Annotated in this window: 13 protein-coding genes; 1 reads left to right on the top strand and 12 read right to left on the bottom strand. The window is 57.1% G+C overall.

Going from position 1 to position 19,877, the window contains the following annotated elements; translation table 11 throughout:
* Positions 1–14: 14 nt before the first annotated feature.
* Together ACR52_RS11445 and ACR52_RS11440 are read right to left on the bottom strand one after the other, a co-directional pair.
* A complete protein-coding gene (locus ACR52_RS11445) occupies positions 15–1,556 on the bottom strand; it encodes a class I adenylate-forming enzyme family protein (protein ID WP_082143134.1) in 1,542 nt (513 codons plus the stop codon).
* 34 nt (positions 1,557–1,590) lie between these two features.
* On the bottom strand, positions 1,591–2,271 hold the full coding sequence (locus ACR52_RS11440) for a class I SAM-dependent methyltransferase (RefSeq protein WP_048724100.1): 681 nt from the start codon (positions 2,269–2,271) through the stop codon (positions 1,591–1,593).
* A gap of 714 nt (positions 2,272–2,985) precedes the next feature.
* On the opposite strand from ACR52_RS11440, the gene ACR52_RS11435 reads away from it, so the two are divergent.
* A complete protein-coding gene (locus ACR52_RS11435; RefSeq protein ID WP_048724098.1) occupies positions 2,986–3,258 on the top strand; it encodes a hypothetical protein in 273 nt (90 codons plus the stop codon).
* Positions 3,259–3,477: 219 nt separating this feature from the next.
* Here the strand turns inward: ACR52_RS11435 and ACR52_RS11430 are convergent, their stop codons facing one another.
* The 10 genes from ACR52_RS11430 to ACR52_RS11385 all read right to left on the bottom strand — a co-directional run bounded on the left by ACR52_RS11430 (position 3,478) and on the right by ACR52_RS11385 (position 19,856).
* The gene (locus ACR52_RS11430; protein WP_048724095.1) at positions 3,478–4,449 is read right to left on the bottom strand and encodes a peptide ABC transporter ATP-binding protein; all 972 of its coding nucleotides are present in this window, start codon (positions 4,447–4,449) and stop codon (positions 3,478–3,480) included.
* Entirely contained in the window at positions 4,449–5,417 is a 969-nt protein-coding gene (locus ACR52_RS11425; protein ID WP_048724093.1) for an ABC transporter ATP-binding protein, read from the bottom strand. Before ACR52_RS11425 ends, ACR52_RS11430 begins: the two co-directional genes overlap by 1 nt.
* Before the next feature lie 10 nt (positions 5,418–5,427).
* On the bottom strand, positions 5,428–6,339 hold the full coding sequence (locus tag ACR52_RS11420) for an ABC transporter permease subunit (protein ID WP_048724091.1): 912 nt from the start codon (positions 6,337–6,339) through the stop codon (positions 5,428–5,430).
* Between the two features lie 10 nt (positions 6,340–6,349).
* The gene (locus ACR52_RS11415) at positions 6,350–7,360 is read right to left on the bottom strand and encodes an ABC transporter permease subunit (RefSeq protein ID WP_048724919.1); all 1,011 of its coding nucleotides are present in this window, start codon (positions 7,358–7,360) and stop codon (positions 6,350–6,352) included.
* 76 nt (positions 7,361–7,436) lie between these two features.
* Positions 7,437–9,035, bottom strand: coding sequence for an ABC transporter substrate-binding protein (locus ACR52_RS11410; RefSeq protein WP_048724089.1), 1,599 nt, complete (start codon positions 9,033–9,035; stop codon positions 7,437–7,439).
* Between the two features lie 80 nt (positions 9,036–9,115).
* Positions 9,116–10,522 (bottom strand): OprD family outer membrane porin, encoded by a 1,407-nt coding sequence (locus ACR52_RS11405; RefSeq protein ID WP_048724087.1) that lies wholly within the window; start codon positions 10,520–10,522, stop codon positions 9,116–9,118.
* A 170-nt stretch (positions 10,523–10,692) separates the two neighbouring features.
* Positions 10,693–12,237: an ABC transporter substrate-binding protein gene (locus ACR52_RS11400; RefSeq protein WP_408003338.1), complete on the bottom strand. Its 1,545-nt coding sequence runs from the start codon at positions 12,235–12,237 to the stop codon at positions 10,693–10,695.
* A gap of 363 nt (positions 12,238–12,600) precedes the next feature.
* Positions 12,601–14,229, bottom strand: coding sequence for an ABC transporter substrate-binding protein (locus ACR52_RS11395; protein WP_048724084.1), 1,629 nt, complete (start codon positions 14,227–14,229; stop codon positions 12,601–12,603).
* 258 nt (positions 14,230–14,487) lie between these two features.
* Positions 14,488–16,089, bottom strand: a complete 1,602-nt coding sequence (locus ACR52_RS11390) for an ABC transporter substrate-binding protein (protein WP_048724083.1) — start codon at positions 16,087–16,089, stop codon at positions 14,488–14,490.
* Positions 16,090–16,187: 98 nt separating this feature from the next.
* Positions 16,188–19,856 (bottom strand): dermonecrotic toxin domain-containing protein, encoded by a 3,669-nt coding sequence (locus ACR52_RS11385; protein ID WP_152687614.1) that lies wholly within the window; start codon positions 19,854–19,856, stop codon positions 16,188–16,190.
* Positions 19,857–19,877 lie beyond the last annotated feature (21 nt).

Below are 19,877 nucleotides of genomic sequence, written 5' to 3'. Positions count from 1 at the left end.
CAAAGCTCCTACTATCAGATCAGTCCTTTGGCGGTGAACTTTCCCGATTCGGTTTTTGGCAGGGCCTTCAGGAATACGCACTGAGTCGGGACCATGTGCCAGTCCAGATGCTTCTTGCAGTGCTCGATCAGCGTCTGTCCGCTGGTCTGACCATGATCGACATCAAGCACGATATAAGCTCTGGGCACATGTCCGGCCCACTCGTCAGCGACCGGGACCACCAGCACTTCGGCGACCGCCGGATGCATCGCTAGACATTGCTCAATCTCCCGTGGGTTGACGTTCCAGATATTGCGCGAGAAAACATCGTCCTTGCGGGCGACATAGTAGAGATAGCCTTCGACGTCCTGCCTGAACAGATCGCCTGTGCGATACAGCCGTGAATGACCGAACGCATCATGAATAAAGGCACTGGCATTCGCTTCGGGCATGTTCCAGTACTCAAGCATCAGGTAATCGCTAGCCACCAGCAGCTCACCAACTTGTCCGGGCTGGTTGATAATTCGCCCCTGTTCGTCCACCAAGTGCACGCTGACGCCGGGTAAGGGCTTGCCTACCGACATCGGGCGCTGGTCAATTTCTTCGGGGCGCAGGTAGCTCACGCGCTTGCATTCAGTAAGCCCGTAGTTGGAAAAAATCTGCACCCTTGGGAGCGCTTGGCGAATTCGTTGGATGTGACGGGTGTGAAGGGGCTGCCCGCTGCTGGAGATGTAACGCAAGCCTGGCACCCGCGCCTGCCAGTGCGGACCCGTATTGGCCAATAGGAAGAATACCGGGGGAAACACGTGCATCGCCGTAACTGACTCGCGTTCGACGACCGCTAGCACGTCCTCTGCACTGCCGGCAGGTCGGCTCTCAATGACACTGGTGGCCCCAGCGTAAAGTGGCATCATTACGTTGTAGACGCCGTAATCGGATGCCAGCGTCGAGTAACTGAGGATACGGTCGTCTGGAGTGTTTTGCAGGTACGCAGTGACTTGGCGGCAGGCCGCCGACATGATGCGGTGATTGACTAACACACCTTTCGGATTAGAGGTAGAGCCCGAGGTGTAGAAGATCGATGTAGGCCGCTCAGGATCATCGGCCAACGGTCGGACAATGACATCCGTTCTGTCATTGTGTGCTGCGATGGCATCGGCAAGTTGGATGGCGCGAGGCACAGCTATCTGGGCAGGGGCGGTGAGTAAAACCCGCTCTAGTCCCGCCTCGTCTATCAGGCCCTGCAAGTCATCAGTGCAGTCAGTGATCAGCACTCGGGCGCCAGAGTGCTTGAGTTGGTGGATCAGCTTGGTGCGGCTGAGAGTGTGATGAGTCGCTGCGGTGATCACGCCAGTTTGCAGCATGCCGAGGTAGCTGGCGATCAAATCAATGGACATCTGCGCGTACATGCCCACCCGGTCGCCGGGGGCGAGCCCGAGCGTTGAAAGCGTCGAGGCCATGTCATTCGCCCGTTGTTGCAGTTCCTTATATGTAGTTGCCTGCCCGTCCAGGATGATGGCGGGTTTGGTCGAGTATCTCGTGGCGTTGTTGGCGATGACCTGATGGAAAAGCTGCATTCCCCAATCTCCACTCAAGCAGAACGGTACGAAGTTATTTGCGCTTTTGCGCGCACACTGAGACATAAGTCCCTTGCCATGTATAAGGCTCGATGGGCAAGTTTTCAGAGCTGCTAAGTGGCCAGCTTTGTTTATCAAAACAATGATTGAAGGCAAATATGTCAAAGTCACCCAGCCAAGCGTCGAAAAAACCTTCGCTGTCTTGGGTAGATAGTCCAGCCTCCTTGTCCCATATGAAAGGTTCTCCGGTAGCCTGAAAAAAGCGAGTCAGGTCTGACAAGATATCCAGAAAAACATATCCGCCTGGTTTTACTGAGTTAATTATTTTGGGCATTACCTGCTTAAGTTCATCTTTGGTAAAGCAATGAAGAACCTCGGAGCATACAACCACGTCGTAGCCTTCATGTACGGGTACGTAGGTTAATATATCGGACTGCTGGAATTTCAGATCCTTTAACCAAGGATTAAGCTTGCGACTGTGTACAGTGCTGTCGACGATGTCCACGCCGCTTACGCTGTAGCCCTTGCGTGCCAAGGCAGTGAGGTTGCGACCGTCTCCGCAGCCAAGCTCAAGAGCGCTGCCGCATCCATTGGGAAGGGTGGATAGAAACTGCTTGAATTCACTTCGTGGCTCGCCGAATAGAGTGCCGGTTTCACAGGTACTGTATTCGCTGTCGTACCATTTTTTCAGGAGGGAGCTATCCACCGTTTTCATAGTTTCTCTTCCAACGTTATATATGAGTGTACAACGACTTGCCGAATGGAAAAAGCATGGGGGAATCCATTTGATTATGGGCATTCGATTTGCCCCGGGGTTTACTTGAATAAACTGATGACGGAGTTGAGCTGTTCGCCAGGCTTGTTTTCTGGCCTAGGTGAAGTTAAGCTATTGAATTAAATAACTTCCGTCATTGAGCAATGTTTCTTATATGTAAGATGTCAGGGGGTGATTAAAAAAACAAGCGTTTGTGTCATGTGATCTGATTTTTCGGAAAGTTCCTTCAGAAAAGTCTTTTTATTAGTGGGGATGTTTAATTTTTACTTATTTTTATATTGCTAAGTAATTGTCTTTGCTCTTTATCATGACAACCCCAAAGTCGGCTCCCACATTTTTTGATCACCACAAGGCTGAGGATTGGGGAGAACCTCGCATCAGGTCTAGCGTTTACCCACCGACTTTAAAGGAGACCAACGTGCAAAATGTGCAACGCCTCTCCTCCTAATCAACTCCGGTAGTTGGCAGCCGCAAGCCCAGTCCGCCTCCAAGGAAGAAGCGGAAAACCCCTACAACGAAGGGGAGGACAGTGAAACCTACGACGACTGCGATACCTGAGGCCTGGCGCAAACCCGGCATTGGGACTAGCGTCAACGCTGGCGGCGGTAAACAGCTGTCGTGCGGGATTTACCTACTGACTGGACGGAATCAACCATGAGTATTTTTCAACGAGTAGTGTTGTTGATAAAGGTGCTGGTGTTGTTGTCGCTGGGGATGTCGACGGCCTGGGCGCATAACCCGGTGCATGGTAGCCAGGCGGGCTTTTCGGCGGTGCAGGCGACGCAGGGTGTGGGGTTGCAACTGGCCAAGTCGGAGTCCGAGGGCGGCGATAAGGACCAGGGCGGCAGCAATGACGATGATGACTCCACCACTGACGAACCGGACAGCGATGATCCTGCTGATGATGACGGCGATAGCCAGACGTAGATCGCAGGCAAAAGAAAGCCCCTCCTGCCAGGCTGATGCGCAACCTGGCGGGAAGGGCTGTGAAACTCATTACCACTGCTGCTGATCGTTCCCACGCTCTGCGTGGGAATGCATCCTGTGACGCTCCGCGTCACCAACGCGCAAGACCTGAGCCTTGCGCCGATGGCGGGACGCGGAGCGTCCCAGGCGGCGTTCCCACGCAGAGCGTGGGAACGATCTTCACGCGACGAATTGCTCCGCGTAGTGGCACGCCACCTGGCGGTTATCCAACGGCCGCAGCTGCGGCTCTTCGCTGCTGCAACGCGCTGTCGCATACGGGCAGCGCTTGTGGAAAGCGCAGCCCGACGGCGGGTTCAGCGGGTTGGGCAGTTCGCCGACAATCTTGATCTTCGGCTTGTTCGGGTCCGGGTGAATGGTCGGGGTCGCCGACAGCAGTGCCTGGGTGTACGGGTGCAAGGGACGCGCATAGATGTCGTCCTTGGGGCCCACTTCAACAGGGCGACCGAGGTACATCACCATCACATCATCGGCAACGTGTTGCACCACCGCGAGGTTGTGGGAAATGAACACGTACGCCGTGTTGAATTCCTGCTGCAAATCCATGAACAGGTTCAGCACCTGAGCCTGGATCGACACGTCCAGTGCCGAGGTCGGCTCATCCGCCACCAGCACTTTGGGTTGCAGCATCATCGCGCGGGCCAAGGCGATCCGCTGGCGCTGGCCACCGGAGAACATGTGCGGGTAGCGCTGATAATGCTCGGGGCGCAGGCCCACCTGCTTCATCATTGCTTGCACTTTTTCGCGGCGTTCGGCGGCGGACAGGTTGGTGTTGATCAGCAGCGGCTCGCCGAGTTGATCACCGACCTTCTGGCGCGGGTTCAACGAGGCGTACGGGCTCTGGAACACCATCTGCACGTCTTTGCGCAATTGCTTGCGCTGGGCCTTGTTGGCGCCGGTGACTTCCTGGCCGGCGATTTTCAGGGACCCCGACGAAGGCTCTTCGATCAGCGTCAGCGCGCGGGCCAGGGTGGATTTGCCGCAACCCGACTCGCCTACGACGGCGAGGGTCTTGCCGGCTTCCAGCTCGAAAGACACACCATTAAGGGCGCGCACGGTAGCGTGGCCCTTGAACAGGCCACGGGACACTTCGTAGTGACGGGTGAGGTCGCGGGCGGTAAGAACGACGGCCATTACGCCACCTCCTGGTTCAAGGGGTAGAAGCAGCGCGCAAGGCTGTAGGCTTTAGGGTCCAGGCCGGGGCGGGTCTGGCGGCAGCTGTCTTGCACATACGGGCAACGCGGTGACAGCAGGCAACCCTGCGGGCGGTCATAACGACCGGGCACGATGCCGGGCAGGGTGGCCAGGCGTTCGGCGCCGAGGCTGTGCTCCGGGATCGCCTTGAGCAGCGCTTCGCTGTAGGGATGTGCCGGCACGTCGAAAAGTTGCGGCACCTGGCCGACTTCCACGGCCTGGCCGGCGTACATCACGCACACGCGCTGGGCCGTTTCGGCAACCACTGCGAGGTCGTGCGTGATCAGCACCAGGCCCATGTTTTGTTCTTTCTGCAGGGCCAGCAGCAGGTCCATGATCTGCGCTTGAATGGTCACGTCCAACGCGGTGGTCGGTTCGTCGGCGATCAGCAGTTTCGGCTCGCCGGCGATGGCCATGGCGATGGCCACACGCTGGCTCATACCGCCGGACAGCTGGTGCGGGTAAGCATCCATACGGCTGGCAGCGCCTGGGATCTCGACCTTTTCCAACAGTTCGATGGCACGCTTGCGCGCTTGTTTGCCGGACATTTTCAGGTGCAGGCGCAGCACTTCTTCAATCTGGAAACCCACGGTATAGCTGGGGTTCAGCGCGGTCATCGGGTCCTGGAATACCATCGCCAGGTCTTTGCCGACGATCTGGCGACGCTGGCGATTGCTCAGCTTGAGCATGTCCTTGCCATCGAAGTTCAGGGCGTCGGCGGTGACGATGCCGGGGTGCTCGATCAGGCCCATCAGCGCCATCATGGTCACGGATTTACCCGAACCCGACTCGCCAACGATCGCCAGTACTTCGCCTTTGTCGACAGAGATGTCGAGGCCATCGACCACCGGCACGGCAGTCTTGTCGCCGAAGCGGACGTTGAGATTCTTGATTTCTAACAGTGACATGGGAATCTCCTCAGGCGGCGTTCTTGAGTTTCGGGTCCAGCGCATCGCGCAGGCCGTCACCCATCAAGTTGATTGCCAGCACGCTGAGCAAAATGGTCAAACCCGGCAGGCTGACGACCCACCATGCGCGTTCGATGTAGTCGCGGGCCGAAGCCAGCATGGTGCCCCACTCAGGCGTTGGCGGTTGTACGCCAAGGCCCAGGAAGCCCAGGGCCGCGGCATCAAGGATCGCCGAAGAGAAACTCAGGGTGGCCTGAACGATCAGCGGTGCCATGCAGTTAGGCAGCACGGTGATGAACATCAGGCGGGGCAGGCCGGCGCCGGCGAGGCGGGCGGCGGTCACGTAGTCGCGGTTCAGTTCGCCCATCACCGCAGCGCGGGTCAGACGGACATAGGACGGCAGCGAGACGATTGCGATGGCGATCACGGTGTTGATCAGGCCAGGGCCGAGGATCGCGACGATGGCAACAGCCAGCAGCAGCGATGGCAGGGCCAGCATGATGTCCATCAGACGCATGATGGTCGGGCCGAGCAGACGCGGGAAGAACCCGGCGAACAGGCCCAGCAGGATGCCCGGGATCAGCGACATCACTACCGACGACAAGCCGATCAGCAACGAGAGGCGGGAGCCCTGGATCAGGCGCGAGAGCAAGTCACGGCCCAGTTCGTCGGTGCCGAGCAGGAACTGGATCTGCCCGCCTTCCAGCCACGACGGCGGGGTCAGCAGGAAGTCGCGGTATTGCTCGCTCGGGTTATGCGGCGCAACCCACGGCGCGAAGAGCGCGCAGAACACCACCAGCAGCATGAACATCAGGCCGGCAACGGCGCCTTTGTTCTTGGAAAAGGCTTGCCAGAATTCTTTGTACGGGGACGGGTACAGCAGGCTTTGATCGACTGCTGACACTGGAGTAGGTGTGGTCATGGTCATGATCTCAGCGCTGGTGACGGATGCGTGGGTTGGCGAAGCCGTAGAGGATATCCACCACGAAGTTCACCACGATCACCAGGCAGGCGATCAGCAGAATGCCGTTTTGCACCACCGGGTAGTCCCGCGCGCCAATGGCTTCGATCAGCCATTTGCCGATGCCGGGCCACGAGAAGATGGTTTCGGTCAATACCGCACCGGCCAGCAAGGTGCCGACTTGCAGGCCGACCACGGTGAGGACCGGGATCAGCGCGTTACGCAGGCCGTGGACGAAGACGACGCGCGCCGGCGACAGGCCTTTGGCCTTGGCGGTGCGGATGTAGTCTTCGCGCAGCACTTCGAGCATCGACGAACGGGTCATCCGCGCGATCACTGCCAGCGGGATGGTGCCGAGCACGATGGCCGGCAGGATCAGGTGGTGCAGGGCATCCCAGAAGGCGTCCGGCTCGTCAGCCAGCAGGGTGTCGATCAGCATGAAGCCGGTGCGCGGCTCGATGTCATAGAGCAGGTCGATACGCCCGGAGACCGGGGTCCAGCCCAGGCTCACCGAGAAGAACATGATCAGGATCAGGCCCCACCAGAAGATTGGCATCGAATATCCCGCAAGGGAGATGCCCATCACCCCATGGTCGAACAGGGATCCTCGCTTGAGTGCCGCGATCACCCCGGCCAACAGGCCCAGGATACCGGCGAACAACAGGGCGGCCATGGACAGTTCCAGGGTCGCGGGGAAGAGCGCGGTGAATTCGCTCCACACGCTGGTACGCGTACGCAACGATTCGCCAAGGTCGCCCTGGGCGAGCTTGCCGATGTAGTCCAGGTATTGCGCATACAGCGGCTTGTTAAGGCCAAGGCGTTCCATTGCCTGAGCGTGCATCTCGGGGTCGACGCGCCGTTCGCCCATCATGACTTCTACGGGGTCGCCTGGAATCATGCGAATCAACGCAAACGTCAGCAACGTGATGCCGAAAAACGTGGGGATCAATAACCCCAGTCGGCGGGCAATAAAACTAAACATCTTGTTGTGTACCTCAATCAGCCGGTTAGGCAGGTTCGGCACCGTCAATATCGACGGTGCCGAGCGTTTCTCTTATTTACTTCACCTGGGTGGTGGCGAAGTTATTTGTACCTAGAGGGCTTTGGGTAAAGCCTTCTACGTTTTTGCGCATGGCGGTGAACAGTTTCGGGTAAGCCATGGGAAGCCATGGTTGGTCCTTGTCGAAAACGTCCTGTGCTTGTTCATAGAGCGCAGCCCGTGCCGCCGGTTCCTCGATTGCGCGGGCCTTGTCGATCAAGGCTTGAAACTCCTCGTTACACCAGCGGGCGTAGTTTTCGCCGTTTTTGGCGGCATCGCAACTCAGGTTGGGCGTGAGGAAGTTATCCGGGTCGCCGTTATCACCGACCCAGCCTGCGGAAACCATGTCGTGCTCACCGGCTTTGGCGCGCTTGAGCATTTCGCCCCATTCCATGACCTTGATGTTGACATTCAGGCCAACCTGGGCCAGATCCGCCTGCATACGCTGGGCGCCCATCATTGGGTTGGGGTTGGTCGGGCCGCCGTTGGCGCGAGTGAACAGGGTGAACTCAGTGCCTTCCGGTACGCCGGCTTCCTTGAGCAGGGCGCGGGCCTTGTCCAGGTCACGTGGCGGGTTTTTCAGTTTGTCGCTGAAGCCCAGTAGCGTTGGTGGATACGGGCCGGTGCCGACGACTGCGTTGCCTTCGCCAAACAATGCTTTGGTATAGCCGGCCTTGTCGAATGCGATGTTGATCGCGTGACGTACCCGCGCGTCGCTCATGTACTTGTGGGTGGTGTTCAGGGCGGTGTAGCTGGTGGTCATCGCCGCCAGTTCATCGATCTTCAGGTTCGGGTCTTTCTTGATGCTTGGGATGTCATCCGGCTTGGGAAACAGCGCGATCTGGCACTCGTTGGCTTTCAGCTTCTGCAGGCGCACATTGTTGTCGGCGGTAATTGCCAGGATCAACGGGTCTACCTGCGGCTTGCCACGGAAGTAGTCCGGGTTGGCCTTGAAGCGTGCCTGAGCGTCTTTCTGATAACGGATAAAGATGAAGGGGCCGGTGCCGATCGGCTTGGCGTTCAGGTCTTCGGTCTTGCCGGACTTGAGCAGCTGGTCGGCGTATTCCTTGGAATGGATCGAAGAGAAGGCCATGCCCAGGTCGGCCAGGAACGGTGCTTCACGGCGCGTCAGGGTGAAGACCACAGTGTGATCGTCGGTCTTCTCTACGCTCTTGAGCAGTTCCTTGAAGCCCATGCTTTCAAAGTACGGGTAGCCCACGTTGGACTTGTTGTGCCACGGGTGTTTCGGGTCCAGCTGGCGCTGGAAACTCCAAAGCACGTCGTCGGCGTTCAGGTTGCGCGTGGGTTTGAAGTAGTCGGTGGTGTGGAACTTGATGTCGTCACGCAGGTGAAAGGTGTAGGTCAGGCCATCGGCGCTGATTTCCGGCAGGTCTTTGGCGAGCGCCGGGATCACTTCGGTGGTGCCTGGCTTGAAGTCCACCAGGCGGTTGAACATGGTTTCAGCGGCGGCGTCAGCGGTGACGGCCGTGGTGTAAAGGACCGGGTCGAAACCTTCCGGGCTGGCTTCGGTGCAGACCACCAGCGGTTTGGCCGAAACGCCGATCGCTACGCTCAACAGCGCAGCGGCAATGGCGGCTTGTAGCGGGAGCATTTTCATTCGGAGCCCTCTGCAATCGATGGGACCAGACAAGCGTAGACGGCAGGCTCTTCGTGAGCCCGCCGTTTACCTGGTGCTAATTAGAGAATGTTGAACGGGATGGTGGTGACCAGACGGAATTCCTTGATGCTGCCGTCGGACTGGAACTCGCTGCCGCGGTGCTCAACGTAGGTTGCACGCACAGTGGTGGCCTTGAGTGGGCCGCTCTGAATTGCGTACGAGCTGCCAACGCCGTATTCCTGGTGCTTCTCGCCGTCCTGAACCTGGATACCGTCGTAACCTTTGCCGACCACACCGCGGTTGCCGGTGTAGTGGGTGCCGTCGATGCCCCAGCCGCGTGCCGAGTAGATGTTGAACTTCAGGCCCGGTACACCGTATTCGGCCATGTTGAGGCCATAGGCGATCTGGAAGGATTTCTCGTTCGGGCCGTTGAAGTCGGACGTCAGGGAGTTGGCCAGGTAGATACCGTTGGTTTCGTGCAGGTAGTCGAAGTACTCGTTACCGTTTACGGCCTGGTAGGCGAAGGTCAGGCTGTGGGCTTGGTGCGCCAGGCCCAGGGACAGGGAGTAGGTATCGTTGTCGATATCCCCCATCAGTTTTTTGCCTTCATCGACGGTTTTGTAGTAGTTGAAACCGGTGGTCAGGGCCAGTTGCTGGCTGTCACCCAGCTCGTGGGTGGCGCCGAAATAGTACTGGTTCCAGAAGTCCTTGACGTTGGCACCGAAGAAGCTGGTCTTCAGGCTTTTGAACGGCTGGTAGTTGGCGCCCAAGGTGTAGACCTTGTCGGTTTCTACGCCTTTGGCACCGGCGCTGTTGTACTCGCTACGGAATTTGGACAGGCTCTGTTCGGTCCGTGGCGAAACGCGGTCAAATACGCCGCCTTGGAAAGACAGGTTGCTGAACTCTTCGCTGTTGAAGCTCACACCTTGGAAGCTCGACGGCAGGGCACGGTTGCCGATGGTGTCAACAATTGGCGTGCTGAAGTTCTGGCGACCGGCAGTCAAGGTGGTGTTCGAGGCACGGAACTGCACGTTGGCCAGGCCCAGTTTGCTCCACTGGTCTACGGCATTGCCGTTAGAGTCAGCCAGGGTACGGTTGGAGCCGCCCTTGATATCGCGTTTGCTGCGGTCCAGGACCAGCGCGTTGTAAAGCGCTACTTCGGCCTTTACGCCTACTGTGCCCTGAGTGAAGCCCGAGTTGGCGTTGATGATGGTGCCCTGGACCCAATTGGTACGGTTCCGGTCGGTCAGGGTCTGGCCATGTTTTTGATATTTCCAGCTGCCGCCACGGTAAAGGCTTTCGTGGGCGTACCAGTTACGCGTCGTGCCGCCCAAGGTGAAATCTTCGATAAAACCTTTGGCCTCGCTTTGGGCGCTGGCGCCGGCCAGTGTGGTCGGAACGAAGTCCTGGCTGACGGGTTCAGCATAGGCAGTCGCCGTGATGGTGCTGATGGCCAGGGCCAGAAGCGCTTTGCTGCTCAGTTTCATGGGTGAAGCTCCTTTGGTTCTCTTTTTAATGCCGGTCTTATTCGGTGAACCGGCTATTGGGTGTGTAACTCTTTCAAGCCATCGCAAACGTTTGCTGTAGGAAAAATCCCAAAACATGGCTGCACGTTTGCGAGAGAGCCAACTTCGCTCTTTGCAATCCGGTTATTTTCTTATGGGGTAATACTGACGCCCGAGAACACGTTGCGGCCGAAGGGGCTCACTTTGAAACCTTCGACTTTGGCGCTTAACGGCTGGTTGACCGTCGAGTGGGCGACGGGCGTGATCGGCACCTGTGCTTTAAGCAGCTGCTGCGCCTGTTTGTACAGAACAGTCCTTTGTTCGCGGTCGGTGACGACCTTGGCTTGCTTGATCAGCTTGTCGTACGCCGGGTCACACCACATGGAGTAGTTGTTCCCGCCGATGGCGTCGCAGCTGTAGAGGGTGCCCAGCCAGTTGTCCGGGTCACCGTTGTCACCTGTCCAGCCGATGAGGCTGATATCGTGCTCACCGTTCTTGGTGCGCTTGATGTACTCGCCCCACTCGTAGCTGACGATCTTCACTTTCAGGCCGATCTTGGCCCAATCGTTTTGCAGCATCTCGGCCATCAGCTTGGCGTTGGGGTTGTACGGACGTTGCACCGGCATCGCCCACAGGGTGATCTCGGTGCCTTCCTTCACGCCGGCGGCCTTGAGTAATTCCTTGGCTTTTTCCGGGTTGTAGGCGGCGTCCTTGATGCTCTCGTCGTAGGACCACTGGGTCGGCGGCATGGCGTTGACCGCCAGTTGCCCCGCGCCCTGGTATACGGCGTTCAGAATGCTCTGCTTGTTCACCGCCATGTCCAGCGCCTGGCGCACTTCAAGCTGGTCGAACGGCTTGTGGCGTACGTTGTAGGCGATGTAGCCGAGGTTGAAGCCTGGCTTGGTCAGCAGTTGCAGGTTCTTGTCGGCCTTGAGCGCGTCGACATCCGCAGGGCGTGGATGCAGGGTGATCTGGCATTCGCCGGCCTTGAGCTTCTGCACGCGCACCGACGCGTCGGTGTTGATCGCGAAAATCAGCTGGTCGAGTTTGACGCGGCTCGGGTCCCAATACTGTTTGTTGCCTGCATAACGGATCTGCGAGTCTTTCTGATAGCGCTGGAACACGAACGGGCCAGTGCCGATCGGCTTCTGGTTGATGTCGCTTGGTTTGCCGTCCTTGAGCAACTGCTCGGCGTACTCGGCCGACAGAATCGAGGCAAAGCTCATGGCGATGTTCTGCACGAACGCGGCGTCGACCGTGTTCAGGGTCATCACCACGGTGTACGGGCCGGTTTTCTCGACCTTGGCGATGTTCTTGTTCAGGCTCATCCCGTTGAAGTACGGAAACTCGGTGGGGTAGGCCTTGCGAAACGGGTACTCGGGGTCAAGCATTCGGTTGAAGGTGAACAGCACGTCATCGGCGTTGAAGTCGCGCGTCGGCTTGAATTCCTTGTTGCTGTGGAATTTCACCCCTTCACGCAGGTGAAAGGTGTACGTCAGGCCATCTTCGGAAATATCCCACTTGGTTGCCAAACCAGGTACGACGTTGGTCTCGCCCTTTTCAAACTCAACCAGGCGGTTGTACAGCGGCTCGGCCGCGTCGTTGTCGGTGGCGGTGGTGTATTGCGCGGTGTCAAACCCTGCCGGGCTGCCTTCGGAGCAGAACACCAGGCTCTTCTTTTCGGCGGCCTGGCCCATCGTGGCCACAGCCAGCAGGCTGGTGCCAAAAATTGCGGATAGAACAGTGGTATGGCGCATGACGATCCCGATCCTTGTTTGTAGTTGTCATCAGCGAGCAATCACTCAGGCTTTCGGCCGAGGTGACAACGCTGATCCCACACACAGCAAGTGCCTTGCAGATTGATGCCTCTGCTGTCCTACGACGTTAGGGGTCGTTGGCCTCGCAGTAAATGCGTCAAATCTGACTGACCTTGTAGGTAACGGCGCCGCGAATCGCAGTTCGATGCTGTAGGAAAGCAACGAGCGCGAATGTGGTCTGATTCCTACGGTCTTGGCAGATGTAATAACGGCGACGTTATGAAACGTCGCCGCTATTGATCCTTACTTGCCGCTTACGCTCACGCCGTAGAAGGAGTTCAAGCCAAACGGGCTGATCTTGAAGTCCTGCACGGTGTTGCGCATGGGTTGATACACCGTCGAGTGCGCGATAGGTGTCATCGGGACTGCATCTTTGAGGATATGTTGCGCCTGCTTGTACAGCTCGGTGCGTTTGGCGACATCCGATGTGGCCTTGGCTTCTTTCACGATGCCGTCGAATTTCTTGTCGCACCATTTGGAGAAGTTGTTACCTGCCAGCGAGTCGCAGCCGAACAGCACGTTCAGCCAGTTGTCCGGGTCACCATTGTCGCCGCTCCAGCCAATGATCATGGCCTGGTTCTCGCCGCCTTTGGAACGCTTGATGTACTCGCCCCACTCGTAGCTGACGATGTTGACCTTCAGGCCGATCTGTTTCCAGTCGTTCTGCAGCATCTCGGCCATCAGCTTGGCGTTCGGGTTGTACGGACGCTGTACCGGCATCGCCCACAGGGTGATCTCGGTGCCTTCCTTGACGCCGGCTTCCTTGAGCAAAGCCTTGGCTTTGGTCACGTCGTGCGGGGCATCCTTGATGGTGGTGTCGTAGGACCACTGGGTTGGCGGCATGGCGTTGACGGCCAGTTGGCCTGCACCCTGGTAAACCGAGTCGATGATCTGCTGCTTGTTCACCGACATGTCGAGGGCTTCACGCACCCGGATGTCCGACAGCGGGTTAGGCGCGGTCTGGCCCTTGAGGACCGGCATCACGTTGTAGGCGATGTAACCCAGGTTGAAACCCGCCTGGTGCGGCAGTTTCAGGTCCTTGTCTTCACCCAGCGCCTTCAGGTCGGCCGGACGTGGGAACAGAGTGACCTGGCATTCGTTTTTCTTCAGCTTCTGGATACGCACCGACGGGTCGGTGGTGATGGCGAAGATCAGGTTGTCGATCTTCACGTCGGAAGGATTCCAGTAATCCTTGTTGCCGGTGTAACGGATGTTGGAGTCTTTCTGGTAGCTCTTGAACACGAACGGACCAGTGCCGATTGGCTTCTGGTTGATGTCCTGTGCCTTGCCGTCCTTCAACAGCTGGGCGGCGTATTCGGCCGACTGGATGGAGGCAAAGCTCATTGCCAGGTTCTGGATGAAAGCGGCGTCCACGGTGCCAAGGGTGAACTTGACGGTATGGGCATCGACTTTCTCGATGTTCTTGATGTTGGTGTCCATCCCCATGTCCGTGAAGTACGGGAACTCGGTGGGGTAGGCCTTACGGAACGGATCGTCTTTATTGATCATCCGGTTGAAGGTGAACAGTACGTCGTCAGCCGAAAATTCACGAGTTGGCTTGAAGTACGGGGTGGTGTGGAACTTGACGCCTTCACGAAGGTGGAACGTGTACGTCAGGCCATCCGGGGAAACCTCCCAGGTAGTGGCCAGCCCAGGAACAACAGCGGTGCCGCCGCGCTCAAACTGGGTCAGACGGTTGAACATGGTCTCGGCCGAAGCATCGAAGTCTGTTCCGGTGGTGTACTGGCCTGGGTCAAAACCGGCCGGGCTCCCTTCGGAGCAGAACACCAGGTTGCTCGCCGCCTGGGCGAAAGGTGCAGCAGCCATTAAACCGGCGCTGACTAATAACGGAATGACTGCGTGTTTGAACATGTTGGCCTCATGATTTGTTGTCATTTTTGGTAGTGAGGGCGACCTCGTGAGTCGACCTGCGGATACTTATGCAGGGGCCATACCCATTGCAAGATGCTGAACCGTTGCAAGGCTGAAAGAGTGGTACGAGCGTACAAGAATGTCGCAATTATGAAAGTTTCGACATAATTGCGCATATTTGGAGGGTTTTTTCGGTGCAGAGGATGCACCAAAGAGCCCCGTCCGAGGCCTCTAGTGCACCCGGTTGGGGCGCGGCTGTTACTTATCTAGACTCACGCCGTAGAACGGCGTCAGGCCAAATGGACTGATTTTGAAATCCTGTACTTCCTTTCGGAGGGGTTGGAAAACCGTCGAGTTCGCAATAGGCGTTATAGGTACTTGTTCTTTAAGAATTTTCTGTGCTTGTTGATACCACTTGATGCGTTGCTCGCGGTCGCTGCTGACCTTGGCTTGCTGCACCAAATTGTCGTAGGCCGGGTTACACCATTTGGCGTAGTTGCTGCCCTTGACCGCGGCACAACTGTAGAGCACGCCGAGCCAGTTATCCGGGTCGCCGTTGTCGCCGGTCCAGCCATAGATCATCGCGTCGTGCTCGCCATTTTTGGCGCGCTTGATGTATTCGCCCCATTCGTAGCTGACGATGTTGGCCTTGATGCCGACCTTTTCCCAATCCTGTTGGATCATTTGTGCGGACATGCGCGCGTTGGGGTTGGAGGCGCGCTGAACCGTCATCGCCCACAGGTTGATGGTAGTACCTGGTGCAACCCCTGCTTCTTTTAGTAGCGCCCGGGCCTTGGCCGGGTCGTGAGGTGCGTCCTTGATTGTTGGGTCATAAGACCACTGCGCTGGAGGCAGCGCGTTCTGCGCCAATTGTCCGGCGCTTTGGTATACCGCCTTGATAATCGCCGGCTTGTCGATGGCCATATCCAGGGCCTGGCGCACCTTGAGCTGATCCAGCGGCGGGTGCGTCACGTTGTAAGCGAGAAAGCCCAGGTTGAACCCGGCCTGTTGCAGCACGCGCAGGTTTGGGTCTTGCTTCATCACTTCGATGTCGGACGGGCGTGGGTAACCGCTGACCTGGCATTCGCCGGCCTTGAGTTTCTGCAGGCGCGCAGCGGCATCCGGGGTGATTGCGAACACCAGGTTGTCGAGCTTCACATCCTCGGGCTTCCAATACTGTTTGTTGGCGCTGTAGCGAATCAGCGAGTCCTTCTGGTAGCGCTTGAACACAAACGGCCCGGTGCCGATCGGCTTCTGGTTGATGTCGGCGGCCTTGCCTTCCTTCAACAATTGCGCGGCGTATTCGGCGGACTGTACGGAAGCGAAACTCATGGCCAGGTTCTGCACGAACGAGGCGTCGATGTTGTTCAGGTTGAAGCGCACGGTGTGGTCGTCGAGCTTGTCGACGCGCTTGATCGTAGTGTTCAAGCCCATGTCGGTGAAGTACGGCGACTCGGACGGGTAGGCCTTGCGGAACGGGCTCTCGGCATCCAGCAAGCGATTAAAGGTGAACAGCACGTCATCCGCGTTGAAGTCGCGGGTAGGGGTGAAGTACTCGGTGGTGTGGAACTTGACGCCATCACGCAGGTGGAAGGTGTAGGTCAGGCCGTCTTTGGACACATCCCAACGCGTAGCCAGGCCCGGTTCGACTTCGGTGCCGCCGCGCTTGAACTGCGTCAGGCGGTTGAACACGGTTTCGGCGGAGGCGTCAAAATCGGTGCCGCTGGTGTACTGGCTGGGGTCGAAGCCGGCGGGGCTGGCTTCGGAGCAGTAGACCAGGGTGCTGGCGGCGTGGGCCATTGGCATAAAGGCCAATAGGCCGGCGGCGAGGAGCAGCGGTTTTAAGGTGATTCTTTCCATGGAGACCCCTGAAGTGGCAGGCATATAAAAGCTGCCCAAACGAAAACGGCGGTAACCGAGGTTACCGCCGTTCAGGGGGGGCAGGTAGGGGGTAGCGCTTATCTGTCCAGCTTAGGTGTAATCTCCATACGTATAGGTGCAGATTTTTCTATGACATAACGGTTACCGTCAATTTCATTGCCGCTGCGTATAGTTATAGTCCTTGATGCTTTTGTATTGAGGTCAGTAATAGTTTCAATCTCTCCATTTTTGTCGAGAAGTCTGCGGATTAAAAAGTCGGATTTTGCTGTGACGGATACTTCATTGTTGACGGGGTCAAAGTTTATATAGTAGTGCGGGTCGCGCCCGGTACCGAAGACCGTGTCTTTGAATCGAGGTGTACTAAATTCCTCTGGAACAGGGCCGAGTAGCCATTGATGAGAAACTTCAGAAACTCGTAATCTTAGCTCAGGATCAGGCATGAATTTCTCAATGAGTTCGATATTTTTTTGTTTAATTGCATCGATCTCTTCTTGTGACGCTAAACTACCTTTTAAGCGTCCGTAATCTCTTATGTCTGCGCCGACGTCAATTTCCAATTTGCTGCCGTCGGGTTTTTCTAATGTGAATTTGCTGCGATTTAAATCGTCAATAAATTGAGCGCTATAATCGTTCGTGCCGAAGTTCGAGTTGATGTCGTTCGGCGGCAGTGTAGCCCGGGCTGGGTTCTCTTCAGTTGTCCAGGAAATTTGCGGAACAACTTCACCGTCTTCTGTTATGGCAACGCCATAGGTGTAAGGGTAGCGTTCATCGAAATTTAGATATTCGTCGAATTTTTCGGCCCCTTTCATTTTCGATCCATTTAGCTCAATGAGATGATCCGAAACTTTTGGTGGGAGCTTGAGTTCGTTACTTGGGGTTGGCGAAACGGGACGCTGCCACGGCCACTTCACGCCGCCATCCGCCGCACCTCGTGCCCATTCCCCATTGCGCCCCGGATTAACACGCATCACCGCCCTTCCGGTAGTGGGGTTAATGATCGATGCAAACCTATCGCCCGTCTTGTAATCACCTTTGAGTTCGAACACTGCGCTTTTTCCCGTTTCATCGGTATAGCGAACGAACTGGCGGTAGACACCGGTCGTGTCTTGGGTCCGATAAACGCCTAATGCATCAGGCGTGACATTTTTGATCAAGTCCTCGCCATTTGTCAGAGCATGCTCGCTCATTTTGATGAGGCTCGGCGCTGGCGGTCGTGGTGGCGTTATACCGGGCGTGCCGTTTGGCAGCGGATTAGGGCGAGAAGGGCCCGGTGTGGGTTGATTGGCCTCAGGTAAGGCGGGTGTTTCGTCACGCGGCAGCAAATCATCTTCAGGCACTTCGAACGGGTCCTTCGCCTTGCCCGGCGAGGCAGTGACCGAGAACAACGTATTCAGCGTGCCATCAAAGGTCTTCAAGGCGCCGTCCTTGCGCTCCGCCTGGGTGTCACCCGAAACGGTCTTTTGCGCTCCCAGGGCTGTTTCAGTGAGGCCGGTGCCGACAGCGGCAACAGCGAGGGGCCATCCAAGGGGCGCCAACTTGGCCAAGAGTCCCGCACCTGCCGAAATGTCATTGAGCCACGTATCCCGGGTGACTTCACTGTTGGATTTAATGGCAGTGTCGGCATCGCTGACCATGCGCTCCTTCGCGTCGCTCTTCAGGTGGCTAAAGATGTCGCCCGCAACGTTTACGTTGCCACGTTCAATGGTTTTGCCTACCTCGCTTTCCCAGTCTCCGCTGGCGAGATGGGCGAGTGAGGAGTCGACCCCCGACTTGCCCAGGAACGTGGCGCCGTCCTGACGGTTGTACAAGGAAAAGTGTGAAGCCAGGGCTTCGCGCTTTTGTGGATCCCTGGCTTGAGTGACCACCCAATCGTCCATTTTCTTGAGCGAGTCGAAGCGTAAAAACGCGGGGGTAGCGCTCGGAATATAGAGAATCTGCCTACCGTCTCGACGGTTGTTTTCGTAATTGCCTTGGCCATCATCGTAATCAGCAAATCGAATGATGTCGCTTGGCCAGCCGTTGATATCGAAGGTATGCGCCCGAAGCTTGCCCTGTGTTGAAGTCTCTGCCTGCAATTGTTCAAGCGTCACGGGGGCGTTTTCATCAATGGCAATATTGGAGGCAGCCCCCATCACCAATTTATAGTCATCGCGGGTGAATTTCTGTTCCTCAGGCTGCAGTTTTTGTTCTGCGGGCGATTTTGCCTCAAAGCCCTTCAATTGCTGGCGCGCCTGATTAACGAATTCGCCTTTTGCCAGCGTGCGGAAATCGCTGTCGTGGGTGTTCCAGAAGTCGTTGATCTTTTGCGTGACAATGCCCTGAAAGTTAGCGGCCGATACACCCCGCATAAAGACCGAAGGGTCGAGAGGAAACTCGTTGTGTTTGCCATAGCCCTTGGTTGGGCTTTGGCCGGGTCCTTCAGTATAAATACCGCCGTTATTGTCCAGCTCTCCGGGAAGCCTGTCGTGCTCCGAGAAGTTGCGTATGACAGCCTCAGTAAGCGTCTCTGACTTAGTCGGCTCGCCCGAGAAAAACCAACCTGAACGGCCGGCGTCGGGGTGAGGGCTTTGTGCAGCGCCTCCCTGCAAAAGCCAAAGTTTGTCGGCGTCCACATTCTTTTGGTCAGGCAAGGCTTGCTTGATGATGTCCTCTGCCAAGCCTTTTGCCAGACTTTTTATGTTCGGAATCGCCTGCGTTACAGCGGTTGCCAGTTTTGAAAAGGCCAGTTTTTGAGGGGCTTCGGTATAGACCTTTTCGGCATTGCCTCGCTGTACTTCAAGGGCGTGTGCCGATTGCCTTTCGTTTGGCACAGCGTTGAAGGTTTTCTGGTTGTTCAACTGGTCTATGCGCTGCCTGCTCTGGGCCACGTTGGCAGGTGTGGGCTCAGCATAAAACTTGGCGACCACCTTCATGGACGTCGCCGTCCCTTTCGAGGTAAACGACACCGACAGGGACTGATCGGGTGTGGGCGCGATGACTTTCGCGACCTCCAGAAGAGGCCCCGAGATTTGTCTCCAGCCCGAGTTGTCGGTCAGTGAAAACTGTTTCGTTTGGCCATTGACGGAGGCTGACATCGCGCCGGTGGACGGCACGATTGTCAAGGTGGCGAGGTCTATTCCCTGCTCGTTCAGCCAATGCTGAACCACGGGCTGCTCCAGGTGTTTTTCATAGAGCCCGAGCCACTGGCCCAGGACGGTATCTGGCGGAATCGTGACCAACCCCGCGTTGCCTCCGCTCACCTTCTTTTGCCATTCGTTGGTGAAAAACTGCACCAGTTGTGAATCACCGGGAGCATCAGGGGTGGCGGCGTGCCGCTGATAAATGCCGGCCAGGGTCTGTTGTTGTTCGCTCAGCGCATTTTCTCCGCGTACGGAGGAGGACCTGTACGGATCTGTCGGCGCAGCCGGAGGGAACGTGTGAGTGCGTTCGAGTTCTTTGACCGTCGCCTCTTCCAGGGCTGATACGCCATAAAAAGACGCCACTTTTCTCAGTTCCGCGGTGTCGAGAAAGGCTTCCTTGTAGTGAACGGAATCACCACTGCCGTTGCTTACCACCTTGCTCGCCGCTAATAGGGGGCCGGCTACGCTGGACCATCCGGAACTGTCGTTGGGGGTGAACGTGACGCGCTGATGATTGATCGCGACCGAGAGGGAGCCAGTGTCTGGAAGAATGACGATGCTTGCAGGCGCAATCCCCTTTTCCTTTATCCAGTCTTGAAACTCAGGGTTTTTCAGTGCGATAGCCAATTGGGTTCGCCACTGACCGAA

The sequence above is a fragment of the Pseudomonas fildesensis genome, assembly GCF_001050345.1.
Classification (GTDB): Bacteria; Pseudomonadota; Gammaproteobacteria; order Pseudomonadales; family Pseudomonadaceae; genus Aquipseudomonas; species Aquipseudomonas fildesensis.
The sequence above is the reverse complement of the archived record's forward strand: the minus strand, read 5'-3'. Positions and strand labels throughout refer to the sequence as shown.